Source organism: Mesorhizobium sp. M1066, assembly GCF_040318635.1.
Taxonomy (GTDB): Bacteria; Pseudomonadota; Alphaproteobacteria; order Rhizobiales; family Rhizobiaceae; genus Mesorhizobium.
This window is the reverse complement of record NZ_JAMYMR010000002.1, coordinates 89,417-107,957: the sequence shown is the minus strand read 5'-3', so window position 1 is coordinate 107,957 and position 18,541 is coordinate 89,417. Positions and strand designations below refer to the sequence as shown.

The following is an 18,541-nucleotide window of genomic DNA, read 5'->3' as shown; positions in this document are numbered from 1 at the left end:
GTTCATTTGAGCCCGTTGTTCACTTCAAAATATCGCCGCGGAAGCCGTAAGGCAGCATGTCGCCCATCGTCACGGTCTCGGCCACACCTGCATTGTCGCAGAGATAGAGCTTTGTTTCCGGCCGGCAGAATTCGGCCAGCCGCTGCCGGCAGCCGCCGCAAGGCGAGCATTTCGCCATGCGTTCGGCGATGACGGCGATCTCCACGATCTTGCCGCCGCCGCCCATGATGTAGTGGCCGAGCGCCGTGGTCTCGGCGCACCAGCCTTCCGGATAGGAGGCGACTTCGATGTTGGCGCCGGTAAAGACGCGCCCGTCTTCGGTTCGCAAGGCAGCGCCGACCGGAAACTTCGAATAGGGCGCGTAGGCCCTGGCCATGGCGGCCTTGGCGGCCTCGAACAGATCATGCGACATTCAGGTGTTCTCTCCGATGATCGTGTTCAAAACCCGGCGCAAAGCCGACCTGCCGCTCAACGTTCCTTGACATAAGGCACGCCGCCGGCGCGTGGCGGGATCGCCTTGCCGATGAAGCCGGCGAGCAGGATGACGGTGAGGATGTAGGGCAGCGCCTGCATGAACTGCGCCGGCACCTTGCCGATGATGGGCAGCGGTGATCCCTGCAGGCGGATCGACGCCGCATCCAGGAAGCCGAACAGAAGGCAGGCGAACATGGCGTTGACCGGCTTCCACTTGGCGAAGATCAGGGCTGCCAGCGCGATATAGCCCTTGCCGGCGGTCATGTCCTTCACGAATCCGCCATTTTGCACCATCGACAGGTAGGCGCCGGCAATGCCGGTGAGGATGCCGGTGCAGATCAGCGCCCTGTAGCGCAGCCAGGCGACGGATATGCCGGCGGTGTCGACGGCGGCCGGGTTTTCGCCGACCGCGCGCAGGCGCAGGCCGAAGCGGGTGCGAAACAGCACCCACCAGGTGAACGGCACCATCAGGAAGGCAAGATAGACCAGGATCGAGTGGCCCGACAGGAGTTCGGCATAGATCGGTCCGATGATCGGCACGTCGCGGATGGCCTCGGCGCCCGGCAAGGTGATGGCCTCGAAGCGCTCGCCCGGTTGCAGCGCCGGCGTGCGCCCGCCCTGCTGGAACCAGGCCTGGCCGAGGATGATGGTCGAGCCGGCGGCGATGAAATTGATCGCCACGCCGGAGACGATCTGGTTGCCGCGATGGGTGATCGAGGCAAAGCCGTGGACCATGGCAAAGGCGACCGAGATCAGGATCGCCATGCCGAGGCCGAGAAAGGCCGAATGGAACACGGAAGCGGCGGCCGCGCCCGCGAAGGCGCCGACCAGCATCTTGCCTTCGAGGCCGATGTCGAAGATGCCGGCGCGTTCCGAATAGAGGCCGGCGAGGCAGGCAAGCAGCAGCGGCACCGAGAGACGGATGGTGGAGTCCAGTGTCTGGATGATCGCGTTGAACACATCCATCTCAGGCACCTTTCCCCTTGACCGCTTCCATGCCCACCGATCGCGGACTGAACGAGGCGAACAGCGCCTGGATGTAGGGCCGGAACATGTGCTCGAGGGCACCGGCAAACAGGATCACCAAGCCTTGAATGATGACGATCATGTCGCGGCTGATTGCCGGCATCTCGAAGGCGAGCTCGGCGCCGCCCTGGTAGAGCATGCCGAACAGGATCGCCGCCAGCACGATGCCGACAGGGTGCAGGCGGCCCATCAGCGCCACGGCGATGCCGACGAAGCCGGCGCCGGAAACGAAGTCGATGGCGACATTGTGCTGATCGCCCATCACCGGATTGAGCGCCATCATGCCGGCCAGCCCGCCCGAGATCATCATGGCGGTGATGATGATGCGGGTTTCGGAAATGCCGGCATAGCGTGCCGCCTTCGGGCTGTGACCGTAGGTGCGCATCTCATAGCCGAGCTTGGTGCGCCAGATCAGCAGCCAGACCAGGAACGCCATAACCAGGGCCAGCAGGAAGGTGACGTTGAGCGGCGCCGAACGGATCTTGGCGCCGAACAGCTCGATGATCCAGTTGAGCTTGGGCAATTCCGCGCCGGCGAGGAAGTTACGCGTCTGCGGCGCTTGCGAGGCGGCTGGCTTCAACGGGCCGACCAGCAGGTAAACCATGATCGAGGCGGCGATGAAGTTGAACATGATGGTGGTGATGACGATGTGCGAGCCACGCTTGGCCTGCAGATAGGCCGGGATGAGCGCCCACAATGCGCCCACCGCCGCCGCAGCAATGATCGCCAGCGGGAAGGTCAGCCACCATGGCAGTGTGCTGTCGAAGCTCAGGCAGACGATGGCGATGCCGAGGCCGGCGATGTAGGCCTGCCCTTCGGTGCCGATGTTGAACAGGCCGCAATGCGCGGCCACCGCCACCGAAAGCCCGGTGAAGATGAAGGTGGTGGCATAAAAGAGGGTGAAGGCGATGCCGGTGCCTTTGCCGAAGGCGCCTTCGACCAGGATGACGGCTGCGCGCAACGGATTCTCGCCGACCAGAAGCACGACGAAGCCGGCGACGACGAAGGCGACGAACAGATTGATCAGCGGAATCAGGCCATAGTCGGCCCAGGCCGGCAGTTTGGCGTAAGGCGCGCTCATTGCGCGGCCTCCTGGTGCTCGATGCCGGCCATCAGCAGGCCGAGCTCGCCCTCGGTCGCTTCGGGGCCGCGTTCGCCGACGATGCGGCCCGCAAACATCACCAGGATACGGTCGGACAGCGAACGGATCTCGTCAAGCTCGACCGACACCACCAGCACCGCCTTGCCCTGGTCGCGCATGGCGATCAGGCGCTTGTGGATGAATTCGATGGCGCCGACATCGACGCCGCGTGTCGGCTGACCAACGATCAGAACACCAGGGTCCTGCTCCATCTCCCGCGCCAGCACGATCTTCTGCTGGTTGCCGCCGGAAAAATTGGCGGTCTTCAGCCGGCAGTCGGCCGGGCGGATGTCGTATTTGGCGATCTTGTCCCTGGCATCGTTGCGGATGGCATCGATGTTGAGGAACGGCCCCTTCAAATACCGGGGATCATCGTGATAGCCGAGGATCGAATTCTCGTTCTCCTCGAAGGCCAGCACCAGCCCGACGTGATGGCGGTCCTCCGGCACATGCGCGAGGCCACGGTCGCGCAGTTCGCCGGGGTCGGCGGCGCCGGTCAGGTCGATCGGCTTGCCGTCGAGCATGACCGAGCCGGACACTGCGCGCCTGATGCCGGAAATCGCCTCGAGCAGTTCGGATTGTCCGTTGCCGGCGACACCGGCGATGCCGACGATCTCGCCCGCCCTGATATCGAAGGAGATGTCGTCGACCATGGTGACGCCGCGCGTATCCTTCACCGTCAGGTTCTTGACAGCGAGCTTGACGCCGCCGGCTGCCGCCTCGCCCTTCTCGACCCGCAAGAGCACGCGCCGCCCGACCATCAGCTCGGCCAGTTCCTCGACAGTCGTCTTCCTGGTCTCGCGCGTCGCCACCATCGTGCCCTGGCGCATCACCGACACGCTGTCGGTGATGGCCATGATCTCGCGCAATTTGTGGGTGATCAGCACCACCGTCTTGCCCTGGTCCTTCAACTGCCCGAGGATGCGGAACAGGTGATCGGCCTCGGCCGGTGTCAGCACGCCCGTAGGCTCGTCGAGGATCAGGATCTCGGCGCCGCGATAGAGTGCTTTCAGGATCTCCACCCGCTGCTGCAGGCCGACCGGCAGTTCCTCGATGATTGCATCGGGATCGACTTCCAGCCCGTATTCACGCTCCAGCCGCTCCAGTTCGGAGCGCGCCTTGGCGATGCTCTTCTTCAGCAGCGCATCGCTTTCGGCGCCGAGGATGACGTTCTCCAGCACCGTGAAATTGTCGACCAGCATAAAGTGCTGATGCACCATGCCGATGCCGAGCGCGATGGCGTCATTGGGGGTTTTGATCGAGGCCGGCTGGCCGCCAACGCGGATCTCGCCGCTGTCGGCCTGGTAGAAGCCGTAGAGGATCGACATCAGCGTCGACTTGCCAGCTCCGTTCTCGCCGACAATGCCGTGGATCGTGCCGCGACCGATCTCAAGATTGATGTCCCGGTTGGCGCGAACCGCACCAAAACTCTTGTTGATGCCGATCAACTCGATTGCGGCTTGCGCCATGCAGCCTGTCCCACTCTTATTTTTTTATCGCTTGGTCAAAACGCCTAGCATGACGCTCCGCCCGTGCCAATTGGCGGAGCCGGTTTACTCTCGACAAATCCCGGTGCGCTTGTCAATTTGCAACGTGGCCAGGGCCTTCACATTCGCTAGTATGACGGCGCCGGAATTCGCATTACGGCGCAAGACATCGCGGTCAACGACATCGCGATGAGACTGGGGAATTCACATGATCACGCCCGCCGACCGGCTGACGACGCTGGAAATACGCGCCGCCGAGCAAGAGAAGATCATCGAGGAACTGTCCGGCCAGATCGCCGAGCAGTGGAAAGTGATCGAGCGCATGCAGCGCAAGCTCGACGCGCTGACGGATCGCTTCCTGGCGCTGGAGGAGCAGACAGGAGATGAGGTGCCGGTAACCAAGCCACCGCACTGGTGAGGAAAAAGGGAAGGTGCACGCCGTGGTCAGTGAAAACGATCGCATCGCGCGGGCCGGCGAATATGTGCTCGGTCTTATGAACGACAAAGACCGCGAACGGGCCGAACGTGACCTGGAGGTCGATCCCGCCTTCCGCGACGCGGTCGTGCGACTTGCCGAGCAGATGTATTTCTTCGACCGTTACGGAAAACGCGGCCTGCTGCCTGGCAGGCATTGGGAACTGGTTACCCAACGCCTAGCCGAGTTACCTCAGATGCGCAGCGTCGAGCTCGGCGGCAATGAGGTCAAACCGCGCACGGTGATCCGAAGCCTGTCCCGGCCACCATACGGCATTGGCGTGCACGCGCTTGGCGGCCGGCGCGGAGTTGTCGTTGCCGCCGGGCTGATGGTGGCGTTCGCGCTGGGCTGTGTCGTCGCGAAGCTGCTATAGGCGAGGCCGGCGCGACATCAGCGCCATCGTCTCGCCGTCCGAGCCGCTTATCTCAACGGTATTCCAGCCGAGGGCCGCGTAGAAATCACGCGCATCCCATGAGTAGAGATAGAGCGTCTCGACGCCGCGTGACGCCGCATGGGCTTCCGTTGCCTTGACCAGCGCGGTGGCGATGCCTCGGCGTCGATATCTTGCATCGACAACCAACCCGGCCAGCCATGGCGTCAGATCATGTGCGGGCTCCAGCTCGTGGCGGACTAGCAGGCATGTCCCGACCGGGGTGTCGCCGATCCGGGCCACGAATGCCGCCTCGAAGCCGTCACCGGCGATCAAGCCACGAAGCCCTGCCGCATCTCCCCGAGGGTCCTTCCGGTTCCCTCGAAAAAGGCAGCCAGGCGCAGTTGGGCTACCGCTGCTACGTCGTGCTCGCCCATGGGTTCGATCTTCGGCTGCATCTGTATCCCCAAACGGTGTCCGGCACGGAGCGAACGTTTCTCTCGATCCGGCAAAGACAAAACCGCCGGGCTGGCGCCCGGCGGTTTGCAGATCATGGCTGTGTGTTCGTGCCGCTCAATAGGGGCAAGCGTTGTCAGCCGTATAATCGTGCACTTCGACCTTTCCGGCAATGATGTCGGCCTTGGCCTTTTCGACGGCCGCCTTCATCTCGTCCGTCACCAGCGCCTTGTTGTTGTCGTCCATGGCGTAGTCGACGCCGCCTTCCTTGAGGCCCAGATTCTCGACTCCGCCCTTGAAGGTGCCGTTCTTGCCGTCCATGAAGGCGGTGTAGACGGCGACGTCGACGCGCTTCAGCATCGAGGTCAGCACCTTGCCCGGCTGCAGGCCGTTCTGGTTGGAATCGACGCCGATGCCGAGCTTGCCGGCATCTGCCGCCGCCTGCAGCACGCCGACGCCGGTGCCGCCTGCCGCGGCATAGACCACGTCGGAGCCCTGGTCGATCTGCGTCTTGGCGATCTCGCCGCCCTTGGCCGGATCGTTCCAGGCAGCCGGCGTGTCACCCGTCATGTTCTGGATGACGTCGGTCGCGCCCGCTGACTTGGCGCCGCCGACATAGCCGCATTCGAACTTGCGGATCAGCGGGATATCCATGCCGCCGACGAAGGAGACCTTCTTCGACTTCGAAGCCATGGCCGCAAGGACGCCGACGAGGTAGGAGCCCTCCTGTTCCTTGAACTTCAGCGACCGCACGTTCGGCAGATCGACCTGGTCGTCGATGATGGCGAAGTTCAGGTCGGGATATTCGGCGGCGACCTTGGCCAGCGCGTCCGTCCAGGCAAAGCCGGCCATGACGATCGGGTTGCGGCCGTCCTCGGCGAAGCGGCGCAGCGCCTGCTCACGCTGCGAGGCATTGGAGACCTCGAATTCGACGTAGGCCGTGCCGGTTTCCGTCTTGAATTTTTCGGCGCCGTTGTAGGCAGCCTCGTTGAAGGATTTGTCGAACTTGCCGCCGAGATCATAGAGGATGGCCGGCTGGACATCCGCGGCGAAAGCCGGAAGAACCATTGCGGTTGCGGCCAGGAGGCCGAGAACGATACGTTTCATGTGATCCACACCCTGTCGGTTATTTTTTCCGTTACGCGCCGCATGCCGGCCCGGTTCTCCGGCAGGCATACGACGTCAGCCAGGAGTGTACTCCCTCCCGCTCGGCGGCAATCTGGCATGGCCCGAAACAAAATTCACGCGGAATTTTGACCTTTTGGAAAAGCTTGGTGCGGGCAAGCCGCACCGCAGCTTGTCCTTGCGCCAAGTGTCAGGCGGAGGCGGCGGCAGGGATGGCGCAAGCGACGCCAGTGCCTTTGAGGTTGCACGTGCCGTAAGGATTCTTCGCCAGATATTGCTGGTGATCGGATTCTGCGAAGTAGAATTCGGCCGCGGGCGCGATCTCGGTGGTGATCCTGCCGTGGCCGGCACGGCGCAGCGAGGTCTCATACGCATCGCGCGAGGCGCTCGCCGCCGACAATTGCGCCTCGTCGCTCGTGTAGATCGCGGACCGATAGGCGGTGCCGACATCATTGCCCTGGCGCATGCCTTGCGTGGGGTCGTGGCTTTCCCAGAACAGCTTCAGAAGCCCAGCATAGGAGACGATCTCGGGGTCATGGACCACCAGCACCACTTCGGCATGGCCGGTAAGCCCGGTGCAGGTCTCCTGATAGGTCGGATTGGGGGTGAAGCCGCCGGCATAGCCAGCCGCGGTGACCCAGACGCCTTCGATCTGCCAGAGCAGCCGCTCCGCACCCCAGAAGCAGCCCAGTCCGAACATCGCCGTCTGCAGCCTCTCGGGATAAGGACCCTTGAGCGGTCTTTTCAAGACCTTGTGTCTGGATGCGGTCGGGATCGCCTTGGCGCGGCCCGGCAGGGCCTCGGAGGGCTTCGGCAGATTGAGCTTCTTGTTCAGCATGTCGCTGAGAAAGAACATGCGCGGCTCCTCTTCGGGTGATACGCAAGAAGCCGCATGACGGCGGCTTTGTTTGAGCATCGGATTTCCCAAAACCGGCAACCGCTTTTGGGTCCGATGCTCTAGGTGGCGGCGAACTGCCCAGCACGCGGTGACCGCCTGTAGCCTATCGCATAGAGCAGGAAAGCCAGCACCGCGAACACGGCGAAGCCTGGCTGGTTCAGCACCCAGGCGATGGCGCCGTCCCACAGCAGCGGGCTGGCCTTGGTTCGGATGAAGGTCTCGAAGGCGGCCCGCGTGTCGGGGGAGACCGCCAGCCAACTGGTGTTGAGCGGGGTCAGCACCAGAACGGAGGCCGCCACGGTGCGTGTCGCGTCGAGCACCGCCATGATGACGGAAATCGACAGCGCGATCATTGCGGCAAGACGAAAGACGAAGCGAAACATCAGAACCCTCCTCCGGGCTGGTCCCCCTCGCGAGGGGCCTTTCAGAGATAGAATGCGCATGGCTGGATCGCAATCGCCATACGCGAATTTGCAGACTCCAAACTCAGGTCAACAGAAGCCCGCACGACAGTCGGTCGGGTGGCTTTTCATTGACATGTGAGGGCAGCTATGCTAACAATCGGCATGGTGCTGACTTGCGCCGACGACCCGCCGCACAGGCGGGTTTTTGCGTTTGGTGCCTTGCAAACCGACGTGCCGGCGAAGTCTTTAAAGACCGGGTGAACCCGGATTCCTTGCTCTGCGCGAATTATGCGGCCGGCTTCCTTTTGCGCCGATGGACACGCCAGACGGCGAAAATGCCGCCGCCAATGGCGCTGATCACGAGGCCGGCCAGGCCGGTGAACACGGCAAAATAGCCGCAGGCGCCCTCGAAACAGCTCATCTCGGTGGCATCAGCGGTCACCGAGCCGATGGCGAATCCGCCCACGGCGCCGATGACCGCGCCCAGGACGATGCCGAGCAGCGCGGCGATGACCGAGACGAAGGCCGATGGGCTTTCGGTTTCCGGATTGACATAAACGGCATCGGCTTCGGATCCACGGCGCAGCAGATAGATGCAGAGAACGCCGATGGCGATTTGAGCAGCCATGATGGCAAGCGCCTGGCCCGAAAAGACGAAATCCGAAATCGTCAGTGCACAGGCCTGCCAGGTCACCAGCCAGACGATTGTGGCGACCTGCCAGATGATGAACCGTCGCGGGAAGCGGGCCGAGCGGCCGAAGGCGAGGCCGAGCAGGTAAAGCCCCCACAGGATGGTGACGATATCGATGACGAGCCCGCCATAGATAAGGTAAAACACGCTGTCTGGCAGGCCGGTGGCTCCGACCGCGGGCCAGACGGAGATCAGGCCGTAGACCGACCACGCCATGACGAAGACAAGCCAGCCCACCGGCACGAAGGACAGCCCGCTGTCCGGCCGCCTGACTGGCGTCTGTCCATTGCTCGATGTCATGTCCGCACAATGCCCCCGCAAAGCCTCGGCACCCGACAGGCAACTCCGGGGGAAGTCAAGGGCGGCCGGCCCCGCGGTCCTGCCTGTGCACACCATTGCAGCGCCGCCGCCCGCAAAAATGGGCATGCCGGCGGCCTTGCGAAACACTGTGTGGCCGGCAAAGCGAATAGACTGCCGTTATGGCTTGGCATTCGGCGCCGGATCGACTAGATGAGCCCCGCGCCTGTTGCTTCGACGGCTCAGGTGCCGGGGAAGGCGTTTGCTGGTTGGCGACGCCGATGGCGGAAGTTCCGCCTTGCCCCAAGGGAGGTGCATCTCCCCAACCCGCGCGGCAAAACCGGCCGACGTGACATGCATGGACGGAGAGGTGGCCGAGTGGTTGAAGGCGCACGCCTGGAAAGTGTGTTTACGGGAGACCGTAACGCGGGTTCGAATCCCGCTCTCTCCGCCAACTTGCACCCCAGCCGGAGTTGCCTGGAGCCGGCGCCCAGGGCACACGGACCAAGGCAATCCTCGTCGAGCGCCACGGAGGACCCGACGTTCTGCAGCTTGCGGAGATCGGCTTGGCGCAGCCATCGCGTAGCGAGGTCCAGATCCGTCACACAATCATTGGGGTCAATTTCATCGACGTCTATTGCAGGACCGGATTTCGACCTCCTGCAGCCGCCGGGCGTTCCGGGCATGGAAGCCGCCGGTCTCATCGCAGCGGTCGGCCCGGAGGTTTCAGGCTTTTCAGTCGGCGACCGCATTGCCTATGCATGCCCGCCGGTCGGCGCCTACTGGCGCAGGCTGCCGACGCTCATCGCGATCTCGAGGCCAGGAGGACAACCGGGGCGCTTGTGCTGAAGGTGTGATAGTGTTGCCCCGGTGCTGTCATATTCTGAACTTGGCGAGCAGTTTGCACGACCGTCTCCACTGAGATGCAATTTCATTCGACAAATGCCGGGCCGAATACCGGAGAATGGCAGCAAAACGGTCGATCATCTCGCCCTAGATCACCGCTTCCTCGAGGAACGGCTCGTTGCGCTCTATGCGCTCGTAACAGAACGGCGACAGATCGAGCGTCTGGAAAGCCCCGTGAACGATGAGTTCTGAAACTCCCCGGCCCACGGCTGGCGACTGTTGCAGCCCGTGCCCCGAGAAGCCGTTGGCAAACATGAAATTGGTCACCTGCGGGTGGAAGCCGACGATGCCGTTGTGGTCGAGCATGTTGTACTCGTAGTGGCCGGTCCAACTGGTCTGGACCTTGAGTGCGTCGAAAGACGGAATGCGGTGCCAGAGTGCCGGCCAGATGTAGTCGTCGAACTCTTCATACTGCATTTCGAAGTCGTCGTAGCCGGCTGGCCCGTCGCCCTGCGGGGTGTTGCCGGTGAGAAAAAGCTCGCCTTCCGGGCGCACGAATGTACCGGAAAGGTCGATGACGTTAGGCATCCGGCCAGGGATCGGATTGGCGCTGGCGAAGACGAAGCTGTAGCGCTTGTACGGCGCGACCGGGATCGACAGGCCGGCCATGGCTGCGACCTGTTGCGCGCGCGGACCCGCGGCGTTGACCAATGTTCCGCAGGCGATCGTCTGGCCGGTCGCGAGGCGCACCGAGACGACCCGCCCGTTGGCGATGCCAAGCTCCGTCACGGCATTGTCGATATACTCGACACCGCTGGCGCGGGCGGCTCGGCGGAAACCGTTCATCAGCCCCATGGAATCGAACCAGCCCTCTTCCCGGGCCCCCCAGGAACCGCCGCCGAGATCATCCACGTTGAGCCAGGGAAAGCGATCCTTCAGCGGGCCCGGCTCGAGGAAGACAGTGTGAGCCCCGAGACTTCGCTGCAGGTCGACGCGCTCGCGGGCCGCTTCGATGCCGTCCGGGGAGCAGCAGTAGAGATAGCCGTGCTCACGAAAGCCGAGATCGGGCGCCGGCTCGTCCTTGTAGAAGGGTGCCATGCGCTCCTGGAAGGTGCGGATGACCTCGATGCCGAACTGGCTGATCTTCACATTGATCGGATTGGAATATTGCTGCCGGATCGCGCTGGTGGACAGCGCTGTCGATGAAAACTCGTAACTGCTATCGCGCTCGACCACGAGGATCGAGGCACCGCTGCCCAGCGCCTGGCTCAGCCAGTAGGCCGTGGACGAGCCGACAACCGCTCCGCCGACGATGACGATGTCGTAGGCGTTGCGCGATGGCGCTTTGTAAGGTGGGATCGCCATGGCTCCGACTTCAAGCTACTGGTTGAACAAAGCGATCAGGGCATCCGAGCCCCGCGCAAGAAGGCCAAGGTCCGAACCGACGGCAACCATGGTGAAGCCTTCGGCAAGGTAGCGGTCGGCATCGGCCTTTGCCGGCGCCAGGATGCCGCTTGCCTTGCCTGCCGCCGTTGCGGCCTGACGCACGGACGAGATTGCCTCCTGGACATGTGCCGCGCCGGGATTGCCCATCGCGCCCATATTGGTGGAAAGATCGCCGGGACCGACGAAGAGAACGTCGACGCCGTCGACCGCCGCGATCTCGGCGGCATTCGCCACGCCCAATTCATCCTCAATCTGCACGGCGAGAAGCTGCTGCTCACGCGCCTTGGCGTGGTAGCCGGCGATGCGGCCGAAGGCGTTGGCGCGGTGACCGACCGAGAAGCCGCGAAATCCGCCGGGCGCATAGGTCATGGCCGCGACGATGGCGCGGGCCTGATCGGCGGTCCGTACATTGGGGATCATCAGGCTGCGTGCGCCGATATCCAGCGCCTGCTTGATCAGATTGGGATCGTCGGAGGGCAGCCTGACGACAGCCTCGCTGTCGAAGCCGCCCATCACCTGAAGCTGCGCCATGATGCTGCGCAGATGGTTGGGGCTGTGTTCGCCGTCGATGAGCACCCAATCGGCTCCGGAGCCGGCGACGATCTCCGTGGTGAGCGCCGAAGCCAGCGAGCACCAGATGCCGATGTGAGCCTGGCCAGCCGCTGTGGCAGCTTTCAGCGTGTTGAGGCGTTCTTGCATCTTGCGATCATCTCCAATCATCTGGATTGAAATTTGTATGATGTCCTATATCATATGGCTACAAAACGGTGCAAGATGGGATGTGCGGACTTTCGAATGGGAGCTGGAGAATGAGGATCGGGTTCATCGGGCTTGGCGTCATGGGAGCACCGATGGCGCGCCACCTGGCCGATGCCGGGCATGAGATCGTCACCGTTCTCAATCGCTCCCCTCTACCGCAGGGCCTGACCGCATCGGTCGTCGCGTCCGCCGCCGAAGTGGCACGGCGGTCCGAGATCATCATCACCATGCTGCCCGACACGCCTGACGTCGAACGCGTCCTGTTGGGCGAGGACGGCGTCCTGGAAGGACTGTCAGCCGGCAAGCTGGTCGTCGACATGAGCTCGATCAGCCCCATCGCCACGGCGGCGTTCGCGGCGAAACTGCGAGAGAAGGGAGCCGGTTACCTCGACGCCCCGGTCTCGGGCGGCGAGGTCGGCGCCAAGGCGGCAAGCCTCACCATCATGGTCGGCGGCCCGGCCGCCGAGTTCGAGCGGGCGCTGCCGATCTTTGAGACACTCGGCAAGAACGTCACTTCGATCGGCGAGCAGAATGGCGCCGGGCAGACCTGCAAGATCGCCAACCAGATCATCGTCGCGCTCAACATCGAGGCCGTGGCCGAAGCGCTTGTCTTCGCCAGCAAGGCCGGGTGCGACCCGACGAAGGTGCGCGGCGCCCTGATGGGTGGCTTCGCCGCTTCCCGCGTCCTGGAAGTGCATGGCCAGCGCATGATCGACCGGACCTTCGCCCCAGGCTTCCGCATCAAGCTCCACCAGAAGGATCTCAACCTGGCGCTTGACAGTGCCCGCGTTCTTGGCGTGGCGCTGCCGAACACCGCCATGGCGCAGCAACTGATGAATGCCTGTTCGGGCCATCCAGGCGGCGCCGAGGCCGATCACTCGTCTCTCGTCGGGGCGCTGGAGATCCTCAGCGGCCACGAACTGTCAAAAGAAAAGGAGTAAAACCGATGCGCGGAACCGGCAAGGCCGAGATCTTCGTGATGCTGGCCCATCCCGTGGCCCATGCCAAGAGCCCCGGCATATTCAACGAGATCTTCGAGCAGAAGGGCCTCGACAGCCTCATGGTGCCCTTGAGCTGCCGCCCGGAGGATTTCGAGACCTTCTGGGCCGGCATCACGGCAGCCGAGAATATCAGGGGCGTGATCATTTCGGTGCCGTACAAGGTTGCGGTCTACCACAAATGCTCCGCCGCGCATGACCGCGCCGCGCGGGTGGAAAGCGCCAACTCGGTGCGACGGCTGCCGGATGGCAGCTGGTATGCCGACAATTTCGACGGCGTCGGCTTCATCGATGCGCTCAAGGCAAACGGACATCAGATCGCCGGCCGCCGCATTCTTCAAGTCGGTGCCGGCGGGGCCCGGGGCGCCCTCGCCTATTGTCTCGCGGAAGCCGGCGCCGACGAAATCCGCCTTACCGACATCGATACGGCGCGTGCCGGGAAACTGGCGGCGCTGGTTGGCCGCGCGTTCGCGAAATGCCGCATCCAGGTCGGAGAGGCCGAGCCTTCCGGCATGCATATGGCGATCAACGCCACACCTGTCGGCATGCATGCCGGCGATCCGCTGCCGCTTGACGTCAGCCGGCTGACCCCGGATATGACGGTCGTGGACATCATCATGGAGCCTGCGGAAACCGCTCTGCTGCGGGCGGCCAAGGGGATCGGCTGCCGCGTTCAACCGGGACGCCCGATGATGGATTTCCAGGTCCGGGCGATGTCCGAATTCTTCGACATCGAAGGCAAGGACCGCGGCCATGGCTGAGACACCGACTGCCGTCGTCATCGGCGGCACGTCCGGCATCGGACGCGCTATCGCGCAGCGCTTCGCCGAAGACGGTTATCATGTGGTCGTCTCCGGCCGGGATGCGACGAGGGGCAATGAGGCGGCCGGCTCCTGCCAGGCGGCAGGCGCGCCGCGTGCGCTGTTTGTCCAGACAGATGTCGCAGATAGCGGCTCAGTCGAGGCTCTGGCACGGATTGTCAGCGACGGGTTCGGCACGCCTCACGTCGTCGTCAACTGCGCCGGCATCTTGCAGAGCGGCAAGTACGTCCTTGATCAGGATCTGGACGAGGACGAGAAGATGTGGCGGGTGAATTATCGCGGCACGCTGTTGGGGTGCCAGGTGTTTGGCCGGCTGATGTCGGCCGCCCGGCGAGGTGCGATCCTGAATGTCGGCTCGCTCGCCTCTTTCGCGCCGCTGTCGCTGCCGGCCTACACGCCGGGAAAGCATGCGGTCCTGGCCCTGACCCAGATCCTCGCCGCCGAACTCGGCCCGCATGGCGTTCGCGTCAATGCGGTCGCGCCCGGCTATACACTTTCCGATGGTTTGAAGACCAAGATCGCCAGGGGTGAACGCAACCCCGAAGCCATACAGGCCTCCACGGCACTGCGACGCTTCGTCGAGCCGCGCGATGTCGCCGAGGCGGCATTGTTCCTCTGCTCGGAGCGCGCCGCTTCGATTACCGGCGTCACCTTGCCGGTCGACGCCGGCTGGCTGGTTCAGGCGCCTTACGCACAATATCTGCAGGGAAATCCCATCCGGCAAACGCCGGCTATCTGACAAGGATAATCCAGTGAGCAATATCCGGCCAATGAGCGACATCCAGCGCTTCGACTTCGATACCCGCATCCACCACGGCGTCATCCATAACGGCACGCTCTACCTCACCGGCCAGGTCGCGAGGCCCGGCCAGTCCGCGGCCGACCAGATGCGCGAGGTGCTCGGCAAGATCGATGCGCTGCTTGGCAAGGCGGGCACGGACAAGACCCGCATCCTTCATGTGCAGATGTGGCTGGACGACATCAGGGATTTCGACGAAGTCAACGCGGTGTGGGACGCCTGGATGCCCGGGGAGCACGCACCGGCGCGCTCATCGGGCGAAGGACGGATGGCGAAGCCCGGAATGCTGGTCGAACTGATCGTCACCGCGGCGGTTTGAATGGTCCTGCCGGTTCGGGCATCATCCCGAATCTGGCGAGAGGGAGACTGATGACGAAGCGCAAGCCGCTTTCCACCGTCGTGGCGGAGAGCCTGTCCGAGAAGATTCGTTCCGGACAGCTGCTGCCCGGCGCGCAATTGCCGACAGAGGCGGAGCTTTGCGCCGAGTACGATGTCAGCCGCACCGTGGTGCGGGAAGCTGTGGCGCGACTACGTTCCGAAGGCCTGGTGGTGCCGCAGCAGGGGCGCGGCATGTTCGTCAGCGAGACGCCGGCGCCGCGCAACTTCTCGATACCGGACGAAGCGCTCAGGACCTTGCCGGAAACCATTGCGCTGCTCGAGCTGAGGTTGAGCGTCGAGGTGGAGTCGGCGGGATTGTGCGCGGAACGGCGCACCGATGCGGAAGCCAGCGCGATCCGCACCTTGATGGAACAGGTCGACGCCCAGCAGGCCGATCCCGCCGTCGTCCAGATCCACTACGACTATGATTTCCACCTGGCGATCGCCAAGGCGGCACGAAATGAATTCATCCACGGTTTCCTAAGCTATCTCGGGCCGATGATCGTGCCGCGCTTCCAGCTCGGCTATCTGGTCACGCCCGAACTCAAGGACAGCTACTACGCGCGCATACACAGCGAACATAAGACGATCGTCGACGCCATCGAAAGGCAGGATGGCCGCGCCGCCCGCCAGGCCATGCGCAAGCACCTGCACAACAGCCTCGGGCGGGTGCGCGCCCTGGCCCGAGCCTCTGGCGTGGAGGCAATCGAAGCCGAGCAGAAGGCGGCGGCGGCCTCACTTTTCACCGACATGAAAAGGCCTGTCTCGACAGGCGGATGAGGCCTCGCGAATTCGATCGCATCGGCGCGCCTGGGCCGAAAATTAGACATCCGTTGCGAAAGCCGTGTTTTTTGTTCCGTCACCGGCTGCGCGGGTTTCCCAAGGGCTGAAGGCGCCAGCTTGCCAGCGTTTCCTTGGGTTTTCGGCTGCTGCGGTTATACGAGCACCCCAAGGAGGTTTGGAGGCGTTCGAAATTTTCGAAAGTTTATCTTTCCTTTTTGCTGGTTTTCTTGGTTTCGCGGCATCGGCCCGGGCCGCAAACTGAAAACAGACAATCAGGAAAGTCCACGTGACGACAGCCTTCATCACCGGTGCGACGAGCGGCATAGGGCGGGCCATAGCGATCGCGCTGAGCGACGCCGGCTACGACGTCTATGCGGTCGGACGCAGCCAGGCCGCGCTCAAGGAGCTGCAGGCACAGCGGTCCGGCATCGTGCCGATTGCCGTCGACGTCACCGACCGCGAGGCCCTGGAAGCGGCCCTGGCGGATCTCACCATCGACGTGCTGATCAACAATGCCGGGGTCATGCCGCCGCTCGGCAACTTCGCCGATATGAAGATCGCTGACATCGACACCACGCTCGAGGTGAACCTCAGCGCGGCAATCCTGCTCACGCGCCTCGTCGTCCCGCAAATGCGCGAGCGGCAGTCCGGGCATGTATTGTTCACCGGCTCCACAGCGGGCCACGCGGCATACTCCAACATTGCCGTCTATTCAGCGACCAAGGCGGCGATATCAGGCTTTGCAGCAGCGCTGCGCGCCGACCTCTCCCCATCAGGCGTACGCGTCACCGAGATCGTTGCCGGCCGTGTCGAGACGCAGCTCTACCAGGACATCCTCGACGCCAACGCGCGCGCAGCCATGTACGCCAGCAAAGTGGTGCAACCGGATGACGTGGCCAGGATGGTCGTCGCTGTGCTTGGGCTTCCCGCATGGGCCGACGTTACCCGTTTCGACATCATGCCGACTTGGCCGACCTCGCCAAGCGGTACCAAGTAAGGAAAACTGGGATGAAAGATCTTTCCGTTCTGATCGTTGGCGGTGGTGCCGGCCTCGGTGCCCTCTTAGCCGAGATGGCTGTCGAGGCCGGAGCAGCAAAGATCGGCATCATCGACATCAACCAGGAAGCCGCCGAGTCCGCGCTGGCGACCGCGAAGGCCAGCGGACTGCCTACCGCGACCGCCCTTTGCGACATCCAGGTAGGCCCACAGTGCCACGCCGCATTCGAGGCGATCGTTTCGAAACTCGGGCGCGTCGACACGCTGATCAATTGCGCCGCGATCTACCCTCGCCGCCCGCTCCTCGAAATCACCGACGCCGACTGGGATGCCTCCAACGGCATCAACATCAAGGGCACCTACCACATGATGGTGGCGGCGGTTCGCCACATGCAATCGCAGGAGCCGAAGAGCCACGTCCGCGGGCGGATCGTGAACCTGACCTCGGTCGACGCCTTCAAGGCGCATCCGCAGAACGCTCACTATGCGGCGACCAAGGCCGCCGTCGTCAGCCTTACCCGATCCTTTGCTCATTACGTGGCGAAGGACGGCATTCTGGTGAATTCGGTGGCGCCGGCCGGCATGGCGACGGAGAAGGCAAAAGCGCTCGGCTTCCTGGAGGAACTGGCCAAGGCGAGCCCGCTCGGCCGCGGTGCCGAGCCAAAGGAAATTGCCGAATGGGTGCTGATGACGGGCAGCCCCAAGAATACTTACATGACTGGTGAAAACGTAATTGTTTCAGGTGGTTACATATACGCCTAAGCCTCTTTCGCCGCGGGCGACTGAACTCTGGCAGTGCATGACCGAGGCAGTGCATGACCGACCGGGCCACAAGCAGGGAAAGGAACGGAATTTTCGATGACCGGCAAGCTGCGCCTTCCCTCGCTGAATGCTCTGCGCGTGTTCCACGCGGTCGCGCAGCACAAGAGCTTTCGGCAGGCGGCGGATGAATTGCTGGTCACGCCGCAGGCCGTTGGACAGCAGATCAAGCTTCTGGAGGATACGCTCCAGGTAACGCTGTTCGAGCGCAAGGGCCGGTCGATCGAACTGACCGAGTCGGCCATTCTTCTGTCGCACTATGTCAAAGCCGGCTTCAACGAGTTTGCCGAAGGCGTTCGCCGCGTCACCAAGTCGAACTATCGGGACCGCATCAACCTGAATGCGAGCCCATACTTCGCCACGCACTATCTCCTGCCGCGGCTTTCGTTGTTCCGGGAAATCTTGCCGGGCGCGGATCTGCGCCTGACGACGATGGTCGACCTGCCCGATTTCGGGCGCGACGATATCGATATGACGGTCCAGTGGGGCTACGGCAACTGGTCCGACTATGAAACCACGTTGCTGGTGCCGGATCCGAAGATCATCTGCTGCACGCCGGCGATCGGCGAAAGGATCAAGTCGGCGCATGATCTGACACAGTTCACGTTGCTCGACACCGTCAAGTCGAAACGTCTGTGGCCGGACATATTGCGCCACCTTGGCGTGGAGCTGACGGATGGCGACCGCAGCATCAGCTTCGACGACGCCGCGACCATGCGCCGGGCGACCTTGCAAGGCATAGGTGTGGGCTTGGTTTCCGTCATCGACGCCGAGGAAGATTTCCGGGCGGGCACGCTGGTCGCGCCGATCGGCCGCGATGCCATTGCCGATATGAAACCGGAGGAAGTCCCGGGCTTCTATCTTGTCGTCCCGCGCGGACATCTGCGCGTGAAGGCGGTCGCCGCACTTCACCGATGGCTGGCTCAGCAGGACTGGCGCGGCGACCTCACGATTTCCTCGTTACCGAAACCGGCCCCGCTTTCCGACTAGAAGCGGCTTCGAGACCGAGGCCTGAAAGACGCTTTTCGGGCCTCCAACAACAAGAAACCAAA

At 63.4% G+C, this 18,541-nt stretch carries 23 protein-coding genes and 1 tRNA gene; 12 read left to right on the top strand and 12 right to left on the bottom strand.

Annotated features, from left to right (window positions below; translation table 11 throughout):
• Positions 1-19: 19 nt before the first annotated feature.
• The 4 genes from cdd to NKH52_RS03465 are packed head-to-tail and all read right to left on the bottom strand — an operon-like array spanning position 20 to position 4,110.
• Positions 20-412 (bottom strand): cytidine deaminase, encoded by a 393-nt coding sequence (cdd, locus tag NKH52_RS03480; RefSeq protein ID WP_023812575.1) that lies wholly within the window; start codon positions 410-412, stop codon positions 20-22.
• A 56-nt stretch (positions 413-468) separates the two neighbouring features.
• Positions 469-1,440, bottom strand: coding sequence for an ABC transporter permease (locus NKH52_RS03475; RefSeq protein WP_224700631.1), 972 nt, complete (start codon positions 1,438-1,440; stop codon positions 469-471).
• Position 1,441: 1 nt separating this feature from the next.
• Complete coding sequence (locus tag NKH52_RS03470) at positions 1,442-2,581, bottom strand: ABC transporter permease (RefSeq protein WP_023812577.1); 1,140 nt, start codon at positions 2,579-2,581, stop codon at positions 1,442-1,444.
• A complete protein-coding gene (locus tag NKH52_RS03465) occupies positions 2,578-4,110 on the bottom strand; it encodes an ABC transporter ATP-binding protein (protein ID WP_352728210.1) in 1,533 nt (510 codons plus the stop codon). The genes NKH52_RS03470 and NKH52_RS03465 overlap by 4 nt, the downstream gene beginning before the upstream one ends.
• A 229-nt stretch (positions 4,111-4,339) precedes the next feature.
• Between NKH52_RS03465 and NKH52_RS03460 the strand changes: the two genes are divergently transcribed.
• Entirely contained in the window at positions 4,340-4,546 is a 207-nt protein-coding gene (locus tag NKH52_RS03460; protein WP_206517192.1) for a SlyX family protein, read from the top strand.
• A gap of 22 nt (positions 4,547-4,568) precedes the next feature.
• Positions 4,569-4,976, top strand: a complete 408-nt coding sequence (locus tag NKH52_RS03455; RefSeq protein ID WP_352728355.1) for a hypothetical protein — start codon at positions 4,569-4,571, stop codon at positions 4,974-4,976.
• Here the strand turns inward: NKH52_RS03455 and NKH52_RS03450 are convergent.
• From NKH52_RS03450 to NKH52_RS03425, 6 genes are all read right to left on the bottom strand, one after another.
• A complete protein-coding gene (locus tag NKH52_RS03450; protein WP_352728212.1) occupies positions 4,971-5,309 on the bottom strand; it encodes a GNAT family N-acetyltransferase in 339 nt (112 codons plus the stop codon). The two genes, NKH52_RS03455 and NKH52_RS03450, sit on opposite strands and share 6 nt — an antisense overlap.
• Positions 5,306-5,431 carry a hypothetical protein gene (locus NKH52_RS03445; RefSeq protein ID WP_352728214.1) on the bottom strand — a complete coding sequence of 42 codons (126 nt, stop codon included), beginning with the start codon at positions 5,429-5,431 and terminating at the stop codon, positions 5,306-5,308. Before NKH52_RS03445 ends, NKH52_RS03450 begins: the two co-directional genes overlap by 4 nt.
• A 115-nt stretch (positions 5,432-5,546) precedes the next feature.
• Positions 5,547-6,536 (bottom strand): BMP family lipoprotein, encoded by a 990-nt coding sequence (locus tag NKH52_RS03440; protein ID WP_023812582.1) that lies wholly within the window; start codon positions 6,534-6,536, stop codon positions 5,547-5,549.
• A 208-nt stretch (positions 6,537-6,744) separates the two neighbouring features.
• The gene (msrA, locus tag NKH52_RS03435; protein ID WP_352728216.1) at positions 6,745-7,410 is read right to left on the bottom strand and encodes a peptide-methionine (S)-S-oxide reductase MsrA; all 666 of its coding nucleotides are present in this window, start codon (positions 7,408-7,410) and stop codon (positions 6,745-6,747) included.
• A 101-nt stretch (positions 7,411-7,511) separates the two neighbouring features.
• Positions 7,512-7,835: a hypothetical protein gene (locus NKH52_RS03430; RefSeq protein WP_352728217.1), complete on the bottom strand. Its 324-nt coding sequence runs from the start codon at positions 7,833-7,835 to the stop codon at positions 7,512-7,514.
• 307 nt (positions 7,836-8,142) lie between these two features.
• A complete protein-coding gene (locus tag NKH52_RS03425; protein ID WP_352728219.1) occupies positions 8,143-8,847 on the bottom strand; it encodes a hypothetical protein in 705 nt (234 codons plus the stop codon).
• Positions 8,848-9,208: 361 nt separating this feature from the next.
• On the opposite strand from NKH52_RS03425, the gene NKH52_RS03420 reads away from it, so the two are divergent.
• Positions 9,209-9,298, top strand: a tRNA-Ser gene (locus NKH52_RS03420).
• Positions 9,250-9,693, top strand: coding sequence for an alcohol dehydrogenase catalytic domain-containing protein (locus tag NKH52_RS03415; protein ID WP_352728357.1), 444 nt, complete (start codon positions 9,250-9,252; stop codon positions 9,691-9,693). Before NKH52_RS03420 ends, NKH52_RS03415 begins: the two co-directional genes overlap by 49 nt.
• Before the next feature lie 144 nt (positions 9,694-9,837).
• Here the strand turns inward: NKH52_RS03415 and NKH52_RS03410 are convergent, their stop codons facing one another.
• Positions 9,838-11,055, bottom strand: a complete 1,218-nt coding sequence (locus NKH52_RS03410; RefSeq protein WP_352728221.1) for an NAD(P)/FAD-dependent oxidoreductase — start codon at positions 11,053-11,055, stop codon at positions 9,838-9,840.
• A 15-nt stretch (positions 11,056-11,070) separates the two neighbouring features.
• Positions 11,071-11,835, bottom strand: a complete 765-nt coding sequence (locus NKH52_RS03405) for an HpcH/HpaI aldolase family protein (protein ID WP_023810162.1) — start codon at positions 11,833-11,835, stop codon at positions 11,071-11,073.
• A 110-nt stretch (positions 11,836-11,945) separates the two neighbouring features.
• On the opposite strand from NKH52_RS03405, the gene NKH52_RS03400 reads away from it, so the two are divergent.
• From NKH52_RS03400 to NKH52_RS03365, 8 genes are all read left to right on the top strand, one after another.
• Positions 11,946-12,836 (top strand): 2-hydroxy-3-oxopropionate reductase, encoded by an 891-nt coding sequence (locus tag NKH52_RS03400; RefSeq protein WP_352728223.1) that lies wholly within the window; start codon positions 11,946-11,948, stop codon positions 12,834-12,836.
• Between the two features lie 5 nt (positions 12,837-12,841).
• The gene (locus NKH52_RS03395) at positions 12,842-13,654 is read left to right on the top strand and encodes a shikimate dehydrogenase family protein (RefSeq protein WP_352966535.1); all 813 of its coding nucleotides are present in this window, start codon (positions 12,842-12,844) and stop codon (positions 13,652-13,654) included.
• The gene (locus tag NKH52_RS03390; RefSeq protein ID WP_352728227.1) at positions 13,647-14,453 is read left to right on the top strand and encodes an SDR family NAD(P)-dependent oxidoreductase; all 807 of its coding nucleotides are present in this window, start codon (positions 13,647-13,649) and stop codon (positions 14,451-14,453) included. The genes NKH52_RS03395 and NKH52_RS03390 overlap by 8 nt, the downstream gene beginning before the upstream one ends.
• Before the next feature lie 31 nt (positions 14,454-14,484).
• Positions 14,485-14,832, top strand: a complete 348-nt coding sequence (locus NKH52_RS03385) for a RidA family protein (protein ID WP_023810158.1) — start codon at positions 14,485-14,487, stop codon at positions 14,830-14,832.
• Between the two features lie 50 nt (positions 14,833-14,882).
• The gene (locus tag NKH52_RS03380) at positions 14,883-15,671 is read left to right on the top strand and encodes a FadR/GntR family transcriptional regulator (RefSeq protein WP_164761873.1); all 789 of its coding nucleotides are present in this window, start codon (positions 14,883-14,885) and stop codon (positions 15,669-15,671) included.
• A 289-nt stretch (positions 15,672-15,960) separates the two neighbouring features.
• Positions 15,961-16,671, top strand: coding sequence for an SDR family oxidoreductase (locus tag NKH52_RS03375; RefSeq protein WP_127290674.1), 711 nt, complete (start codon positions 15,961-15,963; stop codon positions 16,669-16,671).
• 11 nt (positions 16,672-16,682) lie between these two features.
• Entirely contained in the window at positions 16,683-17,432 is a 750-nt protein-coding gene (locus NKH52_RS03370) for an SDR family NAD(P)-dependent oxidoreductase (protein WP_352728229.1), read from the top strand.
• Positions 17,433-17,528: 96 nt separating this feature from the next.
• Complete coding sequence (locus tag NKH52_RS03365) at positions 17,529-18,479, top strand: LysR substrate-binding domain-containing protein (RefSeq protein WP_023810154.1); 951 nt, start codon at positions 17,529-17,531, stop codon at positions 18,477-18,479.
• Positions 18,480-18,541 lie beyond the last annotated feature (62 nt).

Bases quoted from the DNA above. Each gene is read 5' to 3' on its own strand.
- cdd (WP_023812575.1), bottom strand. From the start codon at position 412: ATGTCGCATGATCTGTTCGAGGCCGCCAAGGCCGCCATGGCCAGGGCC.
- NKH52_RS03475 (WP_224700631.1), bottom strand. From the start codon at position 1,440: ATGGATGTGTTCAACGCGATCATCCAGACACTGGACTCCACCATCCGT.
- NKH52_RS03470 (WP_023812577.1), bottom strand. From the start codon at position 2,581: ATGAGCGCGCCTTACGCCAAACTGCCGGCCTGGGCCGACTATGGCCTG.
- NKH52_RS03465 (WP_352728210.1), bottom strand. From the start codon at position 4,110: ATGGCGCAAGCCGCAATCGAGTTGATCGGCATCAACAAGAGTTTTGGT.
- NKH52_RS03445 (WP_352728214.1), bottom strand. From the start codon at position 5,431: ATGCAGCCGAAGATCGAACCCATGGGCGAGCACGACGTAGCAGCGGTA.
- NKH52_RS03440 (WP_023812582.1), bottom strand. From the start codon at position 6,536: ATGAAACGTATCGTTCTCGGCCTCCTGGCCGCAACCGCAATGGTTCTT.
- msrA (WP_352728216.1), bottom strand. From the start codon at position 7,410: ATGTTCTTTCTCAGCGACATGCTGAACAAGAAGCTCAATCTGCCGAAG.
- NKH52_RS03430 (WP_352728217.1), bottom strand. From the start codon at position 7,835: ATGTTTCGCTTCGTCTTTCGTCTTGCCGCAATGATCGCGCTGTCGATT.
- NKH52_RS03425 (WP_352728219.1), bottom strand. From the start codon at position 8,847: ATGACATCGAGCAATGGACAGACGCCAGTCAGGCGGCCGGACAGCGGG.
- NKH52_RS03410 (WP_352728221.1), bottom strand. From the start codon at position 11,055: ATGGCGATCCCACCTTACAAAGCGCCATCGCGCAACGCCTACGACATC.
- NKH52_RS03405 (WP_023810162.1), bottom strand. From the start codon at position 11,835: ATGCAAGAACGCCTCAACACGCTGAAAGCTGCCACAGCGGCTGGCCAG.
- NKH52_RS03400 (WP_352728223.1), top strand. From the start codon at position 11,946: ATGAGGATCGGGTTCATCGGGCTTGGCGTCATGGGAGCACCGATGGCG.
- NKH52_RS03395 (WP_352966535.1), top strand. From the start codon at position 12,842: ATGCGCGGAACCGGCAAGGCCGAGATCTTCGTGATGCTGGCCCATCCC.
- NKH52_RS03390 (WP_352728227.1), top strand. From the start codon at position 13,647: ATGGCTGAGACACCGACTGCCGTCGTCATCGGCGGCACGTCCGGCATC.
- NKH52_RS03385 (WP_023810158.1), top strand. From the start codon at position 14,485: ATGAGCGACATCCAGCGCTTCGACTTCGATACCCGCATCCACCACGGC.
- NKH52_RS03380 (WP_164761873.1), top strand. From the start codon at position 14,883: ATGACGAAGCGCAAGCCGCTTTCCACCGTCGTGGCGGAGAGCCTGTCC.
- NKH52_RS03370 (WP_352728229.1), top strand. From the start codon at position 16,683: ATGAAAGATCTTTCCGTTCTGATCGTTGGCGGTGGTGCCGGCCTCGGT.
- NKH52_RS03365 (WP_023810154.1), top strand. From the start codon at position 17,529: ATGACCGGCAAGCTGCGCCTTCCCTCGCTGAATGCTCTGCGCGTGTTC.